The sequence below is a fragment of the Streptomyces sp. NBC_01116 genome (assembly GCF_041435495.1).
Classification (GTDB): domain Bacteria; phylum Actinomycetota; class Actinomycetes; order Streptomycetales; family Streptomycetaceae; genus Streptomyces.
This window is the reverse complement of record NZ_CP108644.1, coordinates 6,333,930-6,348,342: the sequence shown is the minus strand read 5'-3', so window position 1 is coordinate 6,348,342 and position 14,413 is coordinate 6,333,930. Positions and strand designations below refer to the sequence as shown.

Genomic DNA, 14,413 nt, shown 5'->3' with positions numbered 1-14,413 from the left:
CGGTGCATGGTGGGTACGTGGCCAGTCGCAGCGCAGACTCCAGGACAGGGAACGGATCACCGTCGGCGGTCGATGCCGTCTCCCTCGCAATCATCGAGCAGCTCCAGGAGGACGGACGGCGTCCGTACGCCGCGATCGGCAAGGCCGTCGGCCTCTCCGAAGCGGCTGTGCGCCAGCGCGTCCAGAAGCTGCTCGACCAGGGCGTGATGCAGATCGTCGCCGTCACGGACCCGCTCACCGTGGGATTCCGGCGCCAGGCGATGGTCGGCATCAATGTCGAGGGCGACCTCGATCCGGTGGCCGAAGCCCTGTCGGCCATGGCCGAGTGCGAGTACGTGGTCATGACCGCGGGCTCCTTCGACCTGATGGTGGAGATCGTCTGCGAGGACGACGACCACCTGCTGGAGATGATCAACAAACGCATCCGGACCCTTCCCGGAGTGCGCTCCACCGAGAGCTTTGTTTACCTCAAGCTCAAGAAGCAGACCTACATGTGGGGAACCCGATAGCCGTGAGCAAGGACCTCAGCCGAACCGCGTACGACCACCTGTGGATGCACTTCACCCGCATGTCGGACTACGAGAACGCGCCCGTTCCCACCATCGTGCGTGGCGAGGGAACGTACATCTTCGACGACAAGGGCAAGCGCTACCTGGACGGTCTCTCCGGCCTGTTCGTGGTCAACGCAGGTCACGGTCGTCACGAGCTCGCCGAGACGGCGTACAAGCAGGGCCAGGAGCTCGCCTTCTTCCCGGTGTGGTCCTACGCCCACCCGAAGGCCGTCGAGCTGGCCGAGCGTCTCGCCGACTACGCCCCGGGCGACCTCAACAAGGTCTTCTTCACCACCGGTGGCGGCGAGGCCGTCGAGACCGCCTGGAAGCTGGCCAAGCAGTACTTCAAGCTCAAGGGCCAGCCGACCAAGTACAAGGTCATCTCGCGTGCCGTCGCCTACCACGGCACCCCGCAGGGCGCGCTGTCCATCACCGGCCTGCCGGCCCTGAAGGCCCCCTTCGAGCCGCTGGTCCCCGGCGCGCACAAGGTGCCGAACACCAACATCTACCGCGCCCCGCTCTTCGGCGACGACCCGGTCGCCTTCGGCCGCTGGGCCGCCGACCAGATCGAGCAGGAGATCCTCTTCGAGGGCCCCGAGACCGTCGCGGCCGTCTTCCTGGAGCCCGTGCAGAACGCGGGCGGCTGTTTCCCGCCGCCGCCCGGCTACTTCCAGCGGGTCCGCGAGATCTGCGACAAGTACGACGTGCTGCTCGTCTCCGACGAGGTCATCTGCGCCTTCGGCCGGCTCGGCACCATCTTCGCCTGCGACAAGTTCGGCTACGTGCCGGACATGATCACCTGCGCGAAGGGCATGACCTCGGGCTACTCCCCGATCGGCGCCTGCATCGTCTCGGACCGGATCGCGGAGCCGTTCTACGAGGGCGGCAACACCTTCCTGCACGGCTACACCTTCGGCGGCCACCCGGTCTCGGCCGCGGTGGGCCTCGCCAACCTCGACATCTTCGAGCGCGAGAACCTCACCCAGCACGTCCTGGACAACGAGAACGCGTTCCTGACGACGCTGCAGAAGCTGCACGACCTGCCGATCGTCGGCGACGTCCGGGGCAACGGGTACTTCTACGGCATCGAGCTGGTGAAGGACAAGGCCACCAAGGAGACCTTCACCGACGAGGAGACCGAGCGCGTCCTCTACGGCTTCCTCTCCAAGGCGCTGTACGAGAACGGCCTGTACTGCCGGGCCGACGACCGCGGCGACCCGGTCATCCAGCTCGCCCCGCCGCTGATCTCCGACCAGTCGACGTTCGACGAGATCGAGGGCATCCTGCGGGCCGTGCTCACGGAGGCCTGGACGAAGCTCTGACCGGCACCAGGATCCCCGGCTGATCGCCCACCGGCGGTCATTTCATACGGTTCACCGGCCCGGATACGCCCCTTCGAGTGAGAAGGGACGTATCCGGGCCGCGTGCTGTGCGCCCGCACCGGTCCGACTATCTACGGTGCCGAGTGACCGATCGGCCGCGTCTTCGTTCCCCCGTACGGGGGAACGGGAAATCTGACCTGAACCGAGGTGTACGCCATGGTGGCCCCGCCGGACAACGACGTGATCTGGGCGCGTTCCCTGCACCACTCCCACAACGGATCGCCCGGTCTCGGCGGTGTCTCCATCGGCGTCCGGGACGCCGAGATCCTCGCCGTGACCGGCCCGCGCGGCAGCGGGAAGACGACGCTGCTGCACTGCCTCTCGGGCCGGCTTGTGCCCCAGGAGGGGGAGGTCTGGTTCAACAGCGTCCCCGTCCACACCATGGCCCCCCGGGTCCGCGAACAGCTGCGCCGCGAGCGCTTCGGCTGGATCGCCTCCGATCCGGAGCTGGTCCCGGAGCTGACCGTCTGGGAGAACGCCGCGCTGCCCCTGCTGCTGCGCGGCGTCCCGCACCGGGCCGCCAGGAAGGCGGCCGGGGAGTGGCTGGAGCGCCTGGACATCGCCGCCTTCGCCAAGAAGCGGCCGCACGCGCTCCTCCAGGCGCAGCGCCAGCGGATCTCCGTGGCCCGCGCCCTCTGCGGCGCACCGACCGTGATCTTCGCCGACGAGCCCACCGCGACCCTGCACCGCGCGGACCGCACCCAGGTGCTGCGCACCCTGACCACGGCGGCCCGCTCGCACGGCATCACCGTCGTGCTGGCCACGCACGACGCCGAGGTCGCGGCCCTCGCCGACCGGACCGTCCCGCTGCTGGACGGCCGCTGCGTCGCCACCGCCACCCTGCCCGCGAAACCGGAAGCGGAGGGCCGCGCGGCGTGCTCGCTCTCCGTCTAGCCCGCGGGTCCCATCCCCTCGTCCTGGTCCGGCGGCTGCTGGTGGCCGCCGCCTCGGCCGGCGTCGGGTTCCTCCTCCTGTGCGCCCTCGGGTACGCCGCCGCGCACCCCGCCTCCGCCGGTTCGGTGCTGCGGCTGCTGTGGTGCTTCGTCCCGCTGGCCGCCACCGTGCAGTTCGCCGTGGCGGTGGCCCGTGCCGATCCGAGCACCCGGCCCCGGCCGGGCCTCTCCTCCGTGGGGCTCGGCCCGGTCCGGCTGTCCGCGCTGGCCGCGGTCTCCACGGCCGTCTCCACCACGCTCGGCTCCATGGTGGCGCTGCTCTTCTTCCTGCATCTGCGCGGCGATCTCACCGGGATGCCGTTCGACGGGGGCGCCGCGGAGTTCCTCGGCGCGGGCAGTCCGCTGCCACTGGCCGCCGCGCTGATGCTGCTGGCGCTCGTGCCGGTGGCAGCGTCGACGGCGAGCGCGCTGGCGCTGCGGACGCGCCCCGACCCGGCCCGGGACGCCTTCGGCTCCGAGGAACTGCCCGCGCCCGCGCCGGCTCCGGCCGGACTCCCCTGGGGCGTCGCGTTGATCGCCGCCGGACTCGCGGTCGAGGCGGTCGCCTCCCGGGGGGCGACCGGGAACGCGTTCCCGCTGCCCGGACGGTACGACTCCACCCCGGTGGCGGTCCTGATCGGGTGGACGCTCACCGCGGTCGGCCTGGCGATGGCGGGCCCGAGCCTGACCCACCTGTGCGGGCGGGCGTTGCAGGCCGTGCGCCCCGGGGCCGTACGGCTGCTGGCGGGGCGGGTGCTGATGGACGAGGCACGCCGGATCGGCCGCCCGCTCGGGGTGGTCTGCGCGGTGCTGTCCGCCGCGATCGCCGCCTCGGCGCTGTACGGGGGCGACGAGCGCCCGTACGGACCGCTCACCGCGCTCGGCGCGGTGCTGGTCCTCGGCTGCACGACGGCGACCCTGCTGACCTCGGCGCTGGAGGCCAAGCACGCCCGCGCCCACACGGTCGAGGCGCTGCTCAGCATGGGCGCTCCGGCCGCCGTGCTGCGCCGGGCGACAGCGCTGCGCGCGGGCGCGCTGCTCGCCCTGTTCGCGCCGCTGACCTGGGCGATCGCGCAGTTGGCGGCCCTTCCGCTGACGAACTGAACCGCCGGGAGTTCCTTCTCGGAGGTACGGGGACGGGATCCCTCCCGGGGGCTCAGGGGTGCGTGGCGAGGCGGGCGGCCAGGGCGTCGAAGAAGGCCTCCCAGCCGTCCTCCGCCGCCGCGTACTGCTCGGGGGTGAGGTGGCCGCCGCGCTGCTGGAAGGCCAGCTCGGTGGTCCCGTCGCCGAGATCGCTGAAGGTGACGGTGAGGACCTCGCCCTCGGCGTCCTCCGGCGCGGAGGCGTCCTTCAGGGTGAGGACGAGCCCGTCGGGCTCGCTCACCTCGCGGTAGACCCCGCCGAAGGGCATCTCCACGCCCGGCATCACGATGACCAGGCTCCACGCCCCGCCGGGCCGCACGTCCATCGCCACCCGGTCCAGGGGCACCTCCGCCTCACCTCCGTACCAGGCGGCGAAGTCCTCCGGTGAGGTCCAGGCGGCGAAGACGCGCCGCTGAGGGGCGTGCAGGACGCGGGTGAGGTCGATGCCCTCGCGGGTGCCACCGGTCATGATCACGGTCCTTGTCCGATCCGGCCGTCCGCGCCGCCGGAGCGCCGGGCGCGGGGGTGTCCGCCTCCAGCTTGCCCGGCCCGCGGCCCGCCTGCCACGCCGGTCAGGGGGCCAGCAGTCCCGCGAGGGTGTCGTACGTCCTCTCCCACCCCCAGGCCTCGCGGACCCACGCCCGGCCCTTCTCCCCCATCGCCCGCGACCCCGCCCGGTCCCGCAGCAGCTCCACCAGCCGGTCCGCGACGGCGGCGACGTCCCGCCCGTCGACCACGTGTCCCGTCTCCCCGTCCCGTACGGTGTCCGGCGCGCCGCCCGAGTCGCCGACGAGGACCGGCAGCCCGGCGGCGGCCGCCTCCAGGAAGACGATGCCCAGCCCCTCCACCTCCAGGCCCCGTCTGCGGGTGCGGCACGGCATGGCGAAGACGTCGCAGGCCGCGTAGTGCTCCGGCATCGCCGTGTGCGGCTGCCCGCCGGCCAGGACCACCGCGTCCGCGACCCCGGTGTCCGCGGCGAGCCGGCGCAGGGTCCGGGCGTGGGGTCCGTCGCCGGTCAGCAGGAGCACGGCGTCGGGTACCGCGCGCCGCACGGCGGGCAGGGCGCGGATCAGGGTGTCCTGGCCCTTGCGGGGGACGAGCCGCGCCGCGCAGAGGATCACGGGCCGCCCGCCCAGGCCGTACCGCTCACGGACGCCGCCCGCCGGAGGGCGCAGGCCGCCCCGCGCCCCGGACCGCTCGACATCGCAGGCCTCCTCCCGTACGGCCTCGCGCGCCCCCTCCCGTACGCGGAACGCCTCCGCGTCCACCCCCGGGGCCAGGCGCACCATGCGGCGGGCGGCGGCCGGGCCCAGTGCGGCGGCGATGGGGGCGCGGGTCGCCTCGCCCAGGTAGGTCACGGTGTCGGTGCGGTCACCGATCCGCCGGAGCAGGGTCCGGGCTCCGGGCGTGCGGGCCCACCACACCTCGTGCCCGTGCGTCGTGGCCACGGCCCGCCGCACCCCGCTCTCCCGGCGCAGCCGGTCCGCCAGCAGCCCGAGCGGTGCGGCGGCCCCGAACCAGACGCTGTCGCAGCCGTGGTGGCGGGCGATCTCCACCGCGCGGGCGGCGACGCGCGGGACCGGGAGCAGGGTGCGGGCCGGATCGCGGACCACGGGGTGGGGCAGGGCGGCGTCATGGGCGGCCGCCCCGGGTTCGGCGGAGGTGTAGACGACGACGGAGTCCGTGGGGAACCGGCTGGTCATGGCGTGGGCGAAGGTCTCGATGCCGCCCTGGCGCGGCGGGAAGTCGTTGGTCACCACGAGGGTGCGGCGGCGCGTCATCGGGAGCCCTGCTTCCGTACGCGTACGCGTGCGAGTGCGCGCACGGGGTCGACGACGCGTTCGCGCACCCGCTCACGTACGCGGTGGGAGTGGGCGGGCGGCTGCCGGGCGAGGGCCCAGGCCGCGAGGACCACCGGGTGCACCAGATAGCCGAACCGGCTCGCGGGCATGAACGCGATGGCCAGGAGCAGTCCGAGCGCGAGCCGCGCGGCGGCGGCGGACGCCGTCGCCGGGGGCCGGACGAGCAGGGAGACGGCGAGGAGCAGGGCGCTCACCCCGAGCAGCAGGAGCGCCAGGGTCCGGCCGCCGGGGACGTGGGTGGCGAGCAGATGGCCGGGGAGCGGGCTGGCGGCGGACGAGACGGCTCCGGTGAGCCCGAGGGGGAAGTCGACGACATGGGCCCGGAAGGCTCCCGGGTCGCGCAGGGCTGCGGGCAGGACGAGCACGGCGGCGGTGAACAGGGCGACGAGCCCGCAGCGCAGGGCGGCGCGACTCCGCAGGCGGCCGTCGCCCCCGGGGGCCGTGGCGAGCAGCGCGAGGGCCACCGGTACCGCCGGCCACGCGGTCCACTTGAGGGCGGCGGCCAGACCGAGCGCCAGTCCGGCCGCGCCCGCCCGCCCCTGCCCCGCACGAGCCAGCCCCAGGCACATCAGCCCGGCCACCGGCAGATCGACCCCGCCGACCGCGAGCGGCAGCGCCACCAGGGGGCAGGCGGCGAGCCACCGGGGCGCCTCCACGCGGGCCGCCGCCGGGAGGGCGAGGGCGAACGCGCCGAGGAAGGCGGCGCCCATCCACAGCCGGGGGTCGGTGAACACCCCGGGCCCGGCCACCGCCTCCGGTATCCCGAAGACCGCCATGCCGGGGAGATACGGGTTGAAGTCCTCGGGCACGGTGGGCCGTTCGCGATAGGGCGTGCCCTCGGAGAGCAGGAGCCCCGCCGAACGGGCGACGACGTCGACCTCCAACTGCGCCCGGTCCACGGCGAGAAGCACCAGCAGGGGCAGCAGCACCGCGCCGGTGACGGCGACCGCGCCGGCCGTACGGGGGCTCCGCCCGCGCGCCGCGAGCACCGCGGCGGCCGTGTAGCCGAGGGCCGCGGCGGCTCCCCAGACCCGGTGCGGGCCGAGCGAGGAGAAGGTCCCGAGCGCCAGGGCGGTGGCCGCGCAGAACGTCCACCAGGCCGCGTCGCCGGGCAGCGCGGAACGGTCCCGGTGCAGGTCGGAAGGGGTGGAGAGCGCGAAAGTGGCCATGCGTCCGAGGCTAGGAACGGGTCGTTCGCGGAACGTCACACCACCGTCCGGTCCCTGGGGTCAACCCGTGGCATGAGACGGCATCGCGAACTCCACCCCTGCTCCGATGCGCCGGCCCCACGGTTGGCGAAGAATCTCCGTATGACGCGCACCGTCCCGCCGGACCGCCCGGCCACCGCCACCGACGCCACGGCCGACGCCACGGCCATCGCCGCCGACGCCCGGCCCGTGGACCGGTCCGTCCGGCGACGGCTGCGGCACTGGACGGCGGAGCCCGCGTACGCCTGGCTGACCGGAGGAGCGCTGACGCTCTTCGCGGTCGTGGAGCTGGCCGTCGTACCGGGCTCGGCGATCACGGCCTTCGGGGTGCTGGTCTGCACGGCCTCGCTGACCCTGCGGGCGACGCGGCCCGCCGTGGGCTTCCTGACCGTGGGCGCGGCCCTCCTCAGCTTCGCGACCGACGGCAACATGGCGTACGCGACCATCGCCGGGTCCCTGATCGGCTGCTACACGCTCGGGCGGCACCGGGTGCAGCACCCGGCGGTGCTCGTGCCGGTCGGTTCGCTGGCCGCGCTCGCCGTCAATCTGGTGCACATCGACCGGTGGGCGCGGGACGGCTCCCCGGGGCTGCCCGCGCTCCAGGGCACCGACCGGTTCAGTCTGGGGCTGTACGCCGAGACGCTGGTGCTGACGGTGATGATCCTGGGTGCGGTGAGCACGGGTGACGCGGTGCGGGCGCGGGAGGAGACCCGGCACACCCGGGCCGCCGCGCAGTCCCGGCTGCTGGCGATGGAGCGGCGGCAGGCGGCCGAGGCGGAACGGGCCGCGATCGCCAGGGAGTTGCATGACATGATCGCGCACTCGGTGTCGGTGATCGCGGTGCGGGCCGAGAGCGCCACGTACACGACGCCGGGCCTCCCGCCCTCGGCGCGGGACGCCTTCCAGGAGATCGCGGGCACGGCGCGGTCCTCCATGGCGGAGCTGCGGCGGCTGCTCGGAGTGCTGCGGACGGGCGACGGCCCCGAAGCGGCGCCGCTCACCGCCCCGCAGCCCTCGCTGGCCGGTCTCGACGACCTCCTCGACCAGCACCGGGCGGCGGGCGGTGCGGCCGAGCTGCGGGTCACCGGCGAGCGGGCCCCGCTGCCCGCGTCCTGGGAGCTGTCGGCGTACCGGATCGTCCAGGAGGCGCTGACGAACGCCCGACGCCATGCGCCGGGTGCGCACACGATCGTGGAACTCCGCTACCGGCCGGGCCTGTTGACGGTCCGCGCGACGGACGACGGGCCGGGCCCCGATCCCTCCGGCGGCTCCGGACGGCCGGGGCACGGCCTGGTGGGCATGGCCGAGCGGGCCGCGCTGCTGGGCGGCGGACTCACCACCGGCCGGGGCCCGGCCGGCGGCTTTCTCGTGGAGGCGGAACTTCCGTGGTGATCCGGGTGCTGGTGGCCGACGACCAGGCCGTCGTGCGGACGGCGTTCGCCGGCCTGCTGAACACGCAGGACGACATCGAGGTGGTCGGGGAGGCGGAGGACGGCGAGCAGGCCGTGCTCAGGGCGGCCGAACTGCGTCCCGATGTGGCGCTGTTGGACATCCGCATGCCCAGGCTCAGCGGCATCGACGCGGCGCGCGTCATCGTCGCCGCGTCGGGCGGGACGACCAGGGCGCTGATGCTGACGACGTTCGGCCTGGACGAGTACGTGTACGACGCGCTCACCGCCGGGGCCAGCGGCTTCCTGCTCAAGGACGCCACCTTCCCCGAACTGCTGCACGCGGTACGGGTGGTGGCGGACGGCCACGCCCTGCTGGCTCCCGAGATCACCGGGCGGCTCATCGCGGAGTTCACCCGGCAGCGGGTCAGCGCTCCCCCGCCGCGCTCGATCGACGGGCTGACCGCGCGCGAGGCGGAGGTGCTCGTCCTGATCGCCCGGGGCCTGTCCAACGCGGACATCGCCGCCCGGCTGACCATCACCGACCACACGGTGAAGACCCACATCAACCGGCTGTTCGCGAAGATGGACCTGCGGGACCGGGCCCAGGCGGTCATCCTGGCGTACGAACTGGGGCTGGTGGTGGCGGGGGCCCAGGCTCCCTGAGCCCTCAGGAGGCGTCCGCCCCGGGACCGTCCGCCCCGGCCGCCAGCACCACCGTCTCCGCCGCGTCGAAGCGGACGCCCACGACCGCGCCCTCGTCCGGGGTGTCCCGCAGGGCGCACTCGGCCTCCAGCACCGGCGCGTTCTCGGGCGTCAGGCGTACGGTCACGTGGTTCCCCCGGAAGGTGCGGACGCCGACCGTGCAGCGCAGGCCGTCCTCGGGGGCGCCGATCAGGACGCCGGCGGGCCGGACCAGCAGATCCACCTCGCCCTGCGGGGAGCCCTCGGGCACCGGGACCTTGCCCCAGGCGGTGGCGGCGGCCCGGCCGGTCACGGTCGCCCCGGTGACGTTGTCGAAGCCGAGGAAGCGGGCGACGAACGCCGAGGCGGGGCGCTGCCAGACGTCCAGCGGACCGCCCTCCTGCGCGATCCGGCCGTCCCGCATCACGACGACCCGGTCGGCGAGCGCGAACGCCTCGCCCTGGTCGTGCGTGACGGCCAGCACGGTGGTGCCCAACTCCTGGAACAGGGTGCGCAGTTCGACGACGAGCCGTTCGCGGAGGCTGCGGTCGAGCTGGCCGAGCGGCTCGTCCAGCATCAGGAGCTTCGGGCGCGGGGCCAGGGCGCGGGCCAGGGCGACGCGCTGCTGCTCACCGCCGGACAGTGCGGCGACCGCGCGGCGTTCGGCCCCGGGCAGGCCGACCAGCTCCAGCAGCTCCCGGACCCGGTGCTCGGCCTCGGCCCGCCCGACGCCGTGCATCCGGAGCCCGAAGGCGACGTTGGCGCCGACGTCCCGGTGCGGGAAGAGCTGGTGGTCCTGGAACATCAGGCCGAGGCCGCGCCGGTGCACCGGGACACCGCCCTGGTCCTGCCCGGCCAGCAGGACCCGGCCGCCGTCCATGGGCTGGAGTCCGGCGACGGCCCGGAGCAGGGTGGACTTCCCGCTGCCGCTGGGGCCGAGCAGGCAGACGATCCGGTGGTCGGCGACCTCCAGGTCGACCGCGTCCAGCGCCGTCCGCCTCCCGAACCGCACGGTGGCTTCCCGCAAGCTCAGCATGTCGTTCAGAACTCCCCGGATCGGTCGGTGCGGATACGTTCGAGGAGCAGCAGCGACACCGCGCACACCAGCATGAGAATCGTGCTGAGGGCCATCGCCTGCCCGTAGTTGAGCTCCCCGGACCGGCCCAGCAGCCGGGCGACGGCGACCGGCAGGGTCGGGTTGTCGGGTCGTGCGATGAAGACCGTCGCGCCGAACTCCCCGAGGGAGACGGCGAAGGCGAAGCCCGCAGCGACCAGCACCGCCCGCCGCACCAGCGGCAGATCGACCTCCCGCCAGGCCCGCAACGGGGAGGCCCCCAGCACGGCGGCGGCCTCCCGCAGCCGGTCGTCGACCGCGCGCAGCACCGGCAGCATGGTGCGTACGACGAAGGGGACGCCGACCAGCGCCTGCGCCAGCGGGACCAGGATCCAGGAGGTACGCAGGTCGAGCGGCGGCTCGTCCAGGGTGATCAGGAAGCCGAAGCCGACGGTGACGGCGGAGACCCCGAGCGGCAGCATCAGCAGCGCGTCGAAGCCGCGGACCAGCGGCCCGGCCCGCCGGGTCAGGGCCGCCGCCGCGAGCCCGCCGACGACGAGGGCGATGAGCGTCGCGACGAGCGCGTACCGCAGGGAGTTGCCGACGGCCTCCAGCGGCGGGACCAGGAAGGTGGAGGAGCCGCCGGACCCGGCCGACTGGAGGGCCTCGTAGTAGCCGAAGCCGTAACCCCCGGGCCCGTCGAAGGACCGTTCCACCAGCACACCGAGCGGCAGCAGGATCAGCAACAGTGCCGTGAGCAGTACGCCGCCGAGCAGCGCCCACTGTCCGGCTCCGCGCGGCCGGCGGGAGGTCTGCGCCGGGTCGACGAGCTTCAGCGCCCGCTCCCGGCGGCGTACGGTCACGGCGTGCACGGCGAGGATCGCACCGACCGCGGCGAACTGCACCAGGGTCAGCACGGCCGCCGTCGGCAGGTCCAGCAGCTGCGCGGTCTGCCGGTAGACCTCCACCTCCAGGGTGGCGTACGCGGGTCCGCCGAGGATCTGCACGACGCCGAAGGAGGTGAAGGTGAAGAGGAAGACCATCAGCGCGGCGGCGGCGACGGCCGGGGCGAGCGCGGGCAGCGTCACCCGGCGGAAGGCGGCGAACCGCCCGGCCCCCAGCACCCGCGCGGCCTCCTCCTGCCGCGGGTCCAGCTGGGACCAGAGCCCGCCCACCGTCCGCACGACCACCGCGTAGTTGAAGAAGACGTGGGCCAGCAGGATCGCCCACACGGTGGTGTCGAGGCGGACGCCCCACAGCTCGTCGAGGAGCCCGCCGCGCCCGAGCAGCGCCAGGAACGCGGTGCCGACGACGACGGTGGGCAGCACGAAGGGCACGGTGACGACCGCCCTCAGAACCTGCTTGCCGGGAAAGTCGAACCGGGCGAAGACATACGCCCCGGGCAGGGCGATCAGCAGGGTGAGGGCGGTCGAGGCGAGGGCCTGCCAGGTGGTGAACCAGAGCACGTCGAGGATGTCCGGGCGGGCCAGCACCTCGCCGATCCGCCCGAACTGCCAGTCGCCCCCCGCCTTGAGCCCGCGACCGACGATGGCGGTCACGGGATAGGCGAAGAACACCGCGAAGAACACCACCGGCACGGCCATCAGGCCGAGCCGCAGCGCTGCCCCGCGCCGCCCGGCCCCGCGTCGGGTCCGGGCGGCCTCGGCGGTCTTCGCCCCGGGGTCTACTTCAGGACCAGCGACTGCCACGACTGGATCCACTGCTCACGGTTGGCGGTGATCTTCTCGGGCGCGACGGTGGGAGGCGTGTCGATCCTCTCGCCGAACTTCGTGAACAGCTCGGGCAGGGCCGCGCCCTTCACGACCGGGTTCACGAACATGTTCAGCGGCATGTCCTCCTGGAACGTCTTGCTGATCATGAAGTCCAGCAGCGCCTTGCCGCCCGCCTCGTTCTTCGCCCCGGTCAGCAGCCCGGCGTACTCGGTCTGCCGGAAGCACGTTCCGGTGGCGACCCCGGTGGGGGCCTCCTTCGGCTGCGGGTCGGCGTAGAGCACCTCGACGGGCGGACTGGAGGCGTAGCTGACGACGAGCGGCCGGTCGGCGCCTGTCTTCTTGCCGCCCGCGGACCCGGAGAACTCCTCGTTGTACGCCTGCTCCCAGCCGTCGACGACCTTGACGCCGTTGGCCTTCAGCTTCTTCCAGTACGCCTCGTAGCCGTCCTCTCCCTCCGCGGCGATGGTGCCGAGCAGGAAGCCGAGACCGGGCGAGGAGCTCGCGGCGTTCTCGGTGACGAGGAGGTTCTTGTACGCGGGCTTGAGCAGGTCCTGGAAGGTCTTCGGCGGCGCGAGCTTCTTCTCGGCGAAGTACTTCTTGTCGTAGTTGACGCAGATGTCGCCGGTGTCGACGGGCGTGACACGGTGTTTCTCGTCCGTCTGCGTGTCCGCCGCGACCGTGTCCAGGCCCTTGGCCTCGTACGCGGTGAACAGGCCGTTGTCGAGGGCGCGGGAGAGCAGGGTGTTGTCGACGCCGAAGAAGACGTCGCCGCGCGGGGAGCCCTTGGTCAGGATCTCCTGGTTGAGCGCGGCCCCGGCGTCGCCGCTCTTGAGGATCTCGACCTTGTAGCCGGTCTCCTTCGTGAACGCCTTCAGCACCTTGTCCGAGACGTTGAAGGAGTCGTGGCTGACCAGGGTCACGGTCCTGGAGCCGGGGCCCTTGGACTCCCCGGAGCCGGCGGAACCGTCGTCGCCGCAGCCCGCGAGCACGGTGACGCCGAGCGCGGCGGCGAGCGCTGCCGCCGCGTACTTCGTGGTGGTGTTCATGTGATTCCTCCTGGAGGTGACCAGGAAGAGACGCGGCCCCGCCCGCTGTCCGGCGAACCGGAAGCGGGCAGGGCGCAACAGCTTGAGTAAGGTCCGAACTTCCTACCCGGAATGACCCGGGCGAGGTTCAGAGGGTCTGCGGCCAACCTGTCCTTGGTGCCGCACTCTCAGCGCTGTGGCGCTCCCCTGTCGGAATATGAAGTTGATTTCGGGCCCAGGCTACACCGGCGGTTTCCGGCCGCCCGTCCGACCTGGGCCCTGGCCCGAAAGGACCTAGCGCTCGGAGGCCGCCAGCTGCCCGCAGGCCCCGTCGATCTCCTGACCGCGGGTGTCGCGGACGGTGACGGGCACGCCGTGGGCCGCGATGGCCTCGACGAACGCCTTCTCGTCCTCGGGCCGCGAAGCGGTCCACTTGGAGCCGGGCGTGGGGTTCAGCGGGATCAGGTTGACGTGCACCCGCTTGCCCTTGAGCAGCCGGCCGAGCCGGTCGCCGCGCCAGGCCTGGTCGTTGATGTCCCGGATCAGGGCGTACTCGATGGAGATCCGGCGGCCGGACTTCTCGGCGTACTCCCAGGCGGCGTCCAGCACCTCGCGGACGTTCCACCGGGTGTTGACGGGGACCAGGGTGTCGCGCAGCTCGTCGTCCGGGGCGTGCAGCGAGACGGCGAGGCGGCACTTGAAGCCCTCGTCGGCGAAGCGCAGCATGGCCGGGACGAGGCCCACGGTGGAGACGGTGATCCCGCGCTGCGAGAGGCCGAGACCGTCCGGCTCCGGGTCGGTGAGACGGCGGATCGCGCCGACCACCCGGTTGTAGTTGGCGAGCGGCTCGCCCATGCCCATGAAGACGATGTTGGACAGCCGCGCGGGTCCGCCGGGCACCTCGCCGTCGCGCAGGGCGCGCATGCCGTCGACGATCTGGTGCACGATCTCGGCGGTCGACAGATTGCGGTCGAGGCCGGCCTGCCCGGTGGCGCAGAACGGGCAGTTCATTCCGCAGCCGGCCTGCGAGGAGATGCACATCGTGACGCGGTCGGGGTAGCGCATCAGGACGGACTCGACGAGCGTCCCGTCGTGCAGCTTCCACAGGGTCTTGCGCGTGGTGTCGTCGTCGCAGCTGATGTGCCGCATCACGGACATCAGGTCGGGGAACAGCGCCTCGGCGAGCTTGTCCCGCGATCCGGCCGGGATGTTCGTCCACTCGGCCGGGTCGTGCGCGTACCGCGCGAAGTAGTGCTGCGAGAGCTGCTGGGCGCGGAACGGCTTCTCACCGGTCGCGGCGACCGCTTCCTTGCGCTCGGCGGGCGTGAGGTCGGCGATGTGCCGCGGCGGCTTCTTGGATCCGCGGGGCGCGACGAAAGTGAGTTCTCCGGGCTTAGGCATGGTTCATCCAGTGTCGCAGACAGACGGGTGAGGGCCCGCCGCCCTGTGGA

General features: G+C 73.2%; 13 protein-coding genes and 1 riboswitch. Of the genes, 6 read left to right on the top strand and 7 right to left on the bottom strand.

Going from position 1 to position 14,413, the window contains the following annotated elements:
• Positions 1-17 precede the first annotated feature (17 nt).
• The 4 genes from OG245_RS28130 (at position 18) to OG245_RS28115 (ending at position 3,969) form a co-directional block, all read left to right on the top strand.
• Positions 18-509 (top strand): Lrp/AsnC family transcriptional regulator, encoded by a 492-nt coding sequence (locus tag OG245_RS28130; RefSeq protein WP_030589729.1) that lies wholly within the window; start codon positions 18-20, stop codon positions 507-509.
• Complete coding sequence (locus OG245_RS28125) at positions 494-1,873, top strand: aspartate aminotransferase family protein (RefSeq protein WP_371626185.1); 1,380 nt, start codon at positions 494-496, stop codon at positions 1,871-1,873. Before OG245_RS28130 ends, OG245_RS28125 begins: the two co-directional genes overlap by 16 nt.
• Positions 1,874-2,089: 216 nt before the next feature.
• Complete coding sequence (locus OG245_RS28120; RefSeq protein WP_371626184.1) at positions 2,090-2,827, top strand: ABC transporter ATP-binding protein; 738 nt, start codon at positions 2,090-2,092, stop codon at positions 2,825-2,827.
• Entirely contained in the window at positions 2,809-3,969 is a 1,161-nt protein-coding gene (locus tag OG245_RS28115; protein ID WP_371626183.1) for a hypothetical protein, read from the top strand. Before OG245_RS28120 ends, OG245_RS28115 begins: the two co-directional genes overlap by 19 nt.
• Before the next feature lie 52 nt (positions 3,970-4,021).
• Here the strand turns inward: OG245_RS28115 and OG245_RS28110 are convergent, their stop codons facing one another.
• The 3 genes from OG245_RS28110 to OG245_RS28100 all read right to left on the bottom strand — a co-directional run bounded on the left by OG245_RS28110 (position 4,022) and on the right by OG245_RS28100 (position 7,039).
• Complete coding sequence (locus OG245_RS28110; RefSeq protein ID WP_371626182.1) at positions 4,022-4,477, bottom strand: SRPBCC domain-containing protein; 456 nt, start codon at positions 4,475-4,477, stop codon at positions 4,022-4,024.
• 103 nt (positions 4,478-4,580) lie between these two features.
• Positions 4,581-5,789, bottom strand: coding sequence for a glycosyltransferase family 4 protein (locus OG245_RS28105; protein ID WP_371626181.1), 1,209 nt, complete (start codon positions 5,787-5,789; stop codon positions 4,581-4,583).
• Positions 5,786-7,039, bottom strand: a complete 1,254-nt coding sequence (locus tag OG245_RS28100; RefSeq protein WP_371626180.1) for a hypothetical protein — start codon at positions 7,037-7,039, stop codon at positions 5,786-5,788. Before OG245_RS28100 ends, OG245_RS28105 begins: the two co-directional genes overlap by 4 nt.
• A gap of 141 nt (positions 7,040-7,180) precedes the next feature.
• On the opposite strand from OG245_RS28100, the gene OG245_RS28095 reads away from it, so the two are divergent.
• Together OG245_RS28095 and OG245_RS28090 are read left to right on the top strand one after the other, a co-directional pair.
• On the top strand, positions 7,181-8,470 hold the full coding sequence (locus OG245_RS28095; RefSeq protein ID WP_371626179.1) for a sensor histidine kinase: 1,290 nt from the start codon (positions 7,181-7,183) through the stop codon (positions 8,468-8,470).
• The gene (locus OG245_RS28090; protein ID WP_371626178.1) at positions 8,464-9,132 is read left to right on the top strand and encodes a response regulator; all 669 of its coding nucleotides are present in this window, start codon (positions 8,464-8,466) and stop codon (positions 9,130-9,132) included. Before OG245_RS28095 ends, OG245_RS28090 begins: the two co-directional genes overlap by 7 nt.
• A 4-nt stretch (positions 9,133-9,136) precedes the next feature.
• Here the strand turns inward: OG245_RS28090 and OG245_RS28085 are convergent, their stop codons facing one another.
• From OG245_RS28085 to rlmN, 4 genes are all read right to left on the bottom strand, one after another.
• On the bottom strand, positions 9,137-10,186 hold the full coding sequence (locus OG245_RS28085; protein WP_371626177.1) for an ABC transporter ATP-binding protein: 1,050 nt from the start codon (positions 10,184-10,186) through the stop codon (positions 9,137-9,139).
• Between the two features lie 5 nt (positions 10,187-10,191).
• Positions 10,192-11,808: an ABC transporter permease gene (locus OG245_RS28080; protein WP_371628012.1), complete on the bottom strand. Its 1,617-nt coding sequence runs from the start codon at positions 11,806-11,808 to the stop codon at positions 10,192-10,194.
• A gap of 80 nt (positions 11,809-11,888) precedes the next feature.
• Positions 11,889-12,983, bottom strand: a complete 1,095-nt coding sequence (locus tag OG245_RS28075; protein WP_371626176.1) for a thiamine ABC transporter substrate binding subunit — start codon at positions 12,981-12,983, stop codon at positions 11,889-11,891.
• An 81-nt stretch (positions 12,984-13,064) separates the two neighbouring features.
• A riboswitch (TPP riboswitch) is annotated at positions 13,065-13,181 on the bottom strand.
• 75 nt (positions 13,182-13,256) lie between these two features.
• Positions 13,257-14,363 carry a 23S rRNA (adenine(2503)-C(2))-methyltransferase RlmN gene (rlmN, locus tag OG245_RS28070; RefSeq protein WP_371626175.1) on the bottom strand — a complete coding sequence of 369 codons (1,107 nt, stop codon included), beginning with the start codon at positions 14,361-14,363 and terminating at the stop codon, positions 13,257-13,259.
• Positions 14,364-14,413: the final 50 nt, after the last annotated feature.

Excerpts from the sequence above, each read along its gene's own strand:
- OG245_RS28120 (WP_371626184.1), top strand. The coding sequence starts at position 2,090 with ATGGTGGCCCCGCCGGACAACGACGTGATCTGGGCGCGTTCCCTGCAC.
- OG245_RS28110 (WP_371626182.1), bottom strand. The coding sequence starts at position 4,477 with ATGACCGGTGGCACCCGCGAGGGCATCGACCTCACCCGCGTCCTGCAC.
- OG245_RS28105 (WP_371626181.1), bottom strand. The coding sequence starts at position 5,789 with ATGACGCGCCGCCGCACCCTCGTGGTGACCAACGACTTCCCGCCGCGC.
- OG245_RS28100 (WP_371626180.1), bottom strand. The coding sequence starts at position 7,039 with ATGGCCACTTTCGCGCTCTCCACCCCTTCCGACCTGCACCGGGACCGT.
- OG245_RS28095 (WP_371626179.1), top strand. The coding sequence starts at position 7,181 with ATGACGCGCACCGTCCCGCCGGACCGCCCGGCCACCGCCACCGACGCC.
- OG245_RS28085 (WP_371626177.1), bottom strand. The coding sequence starts at position 10,186 with ATGCTGAGCTTGCGGGAAGCCACCGTGCGGTTCGGGAGGCGGACGGCG.
- OG245_RS28080 (WP_371628012.1), bottom strand. The coding sequence starts at position 11,808 with ATGGCCGTGCCGGTGGTGTTCTTCGCGGTGTTCTTCGCCTATCCCGTG.
- OG245_RS28075 (WP_371626176.1), bottom strand. The coding sequence starts at position 12,983 with ATGAACACCACCACGAAGTACGCGGCGGCAGCGCTCGCCGCCGCGCTC.
- rlmN (WP_371626175.1), bottom strand. The coding sequence starts at position 14,363 with ATGCCTAAGCCCGGAGAACTCACTTTCGTCGCGCCCCGCGGATCCAAG.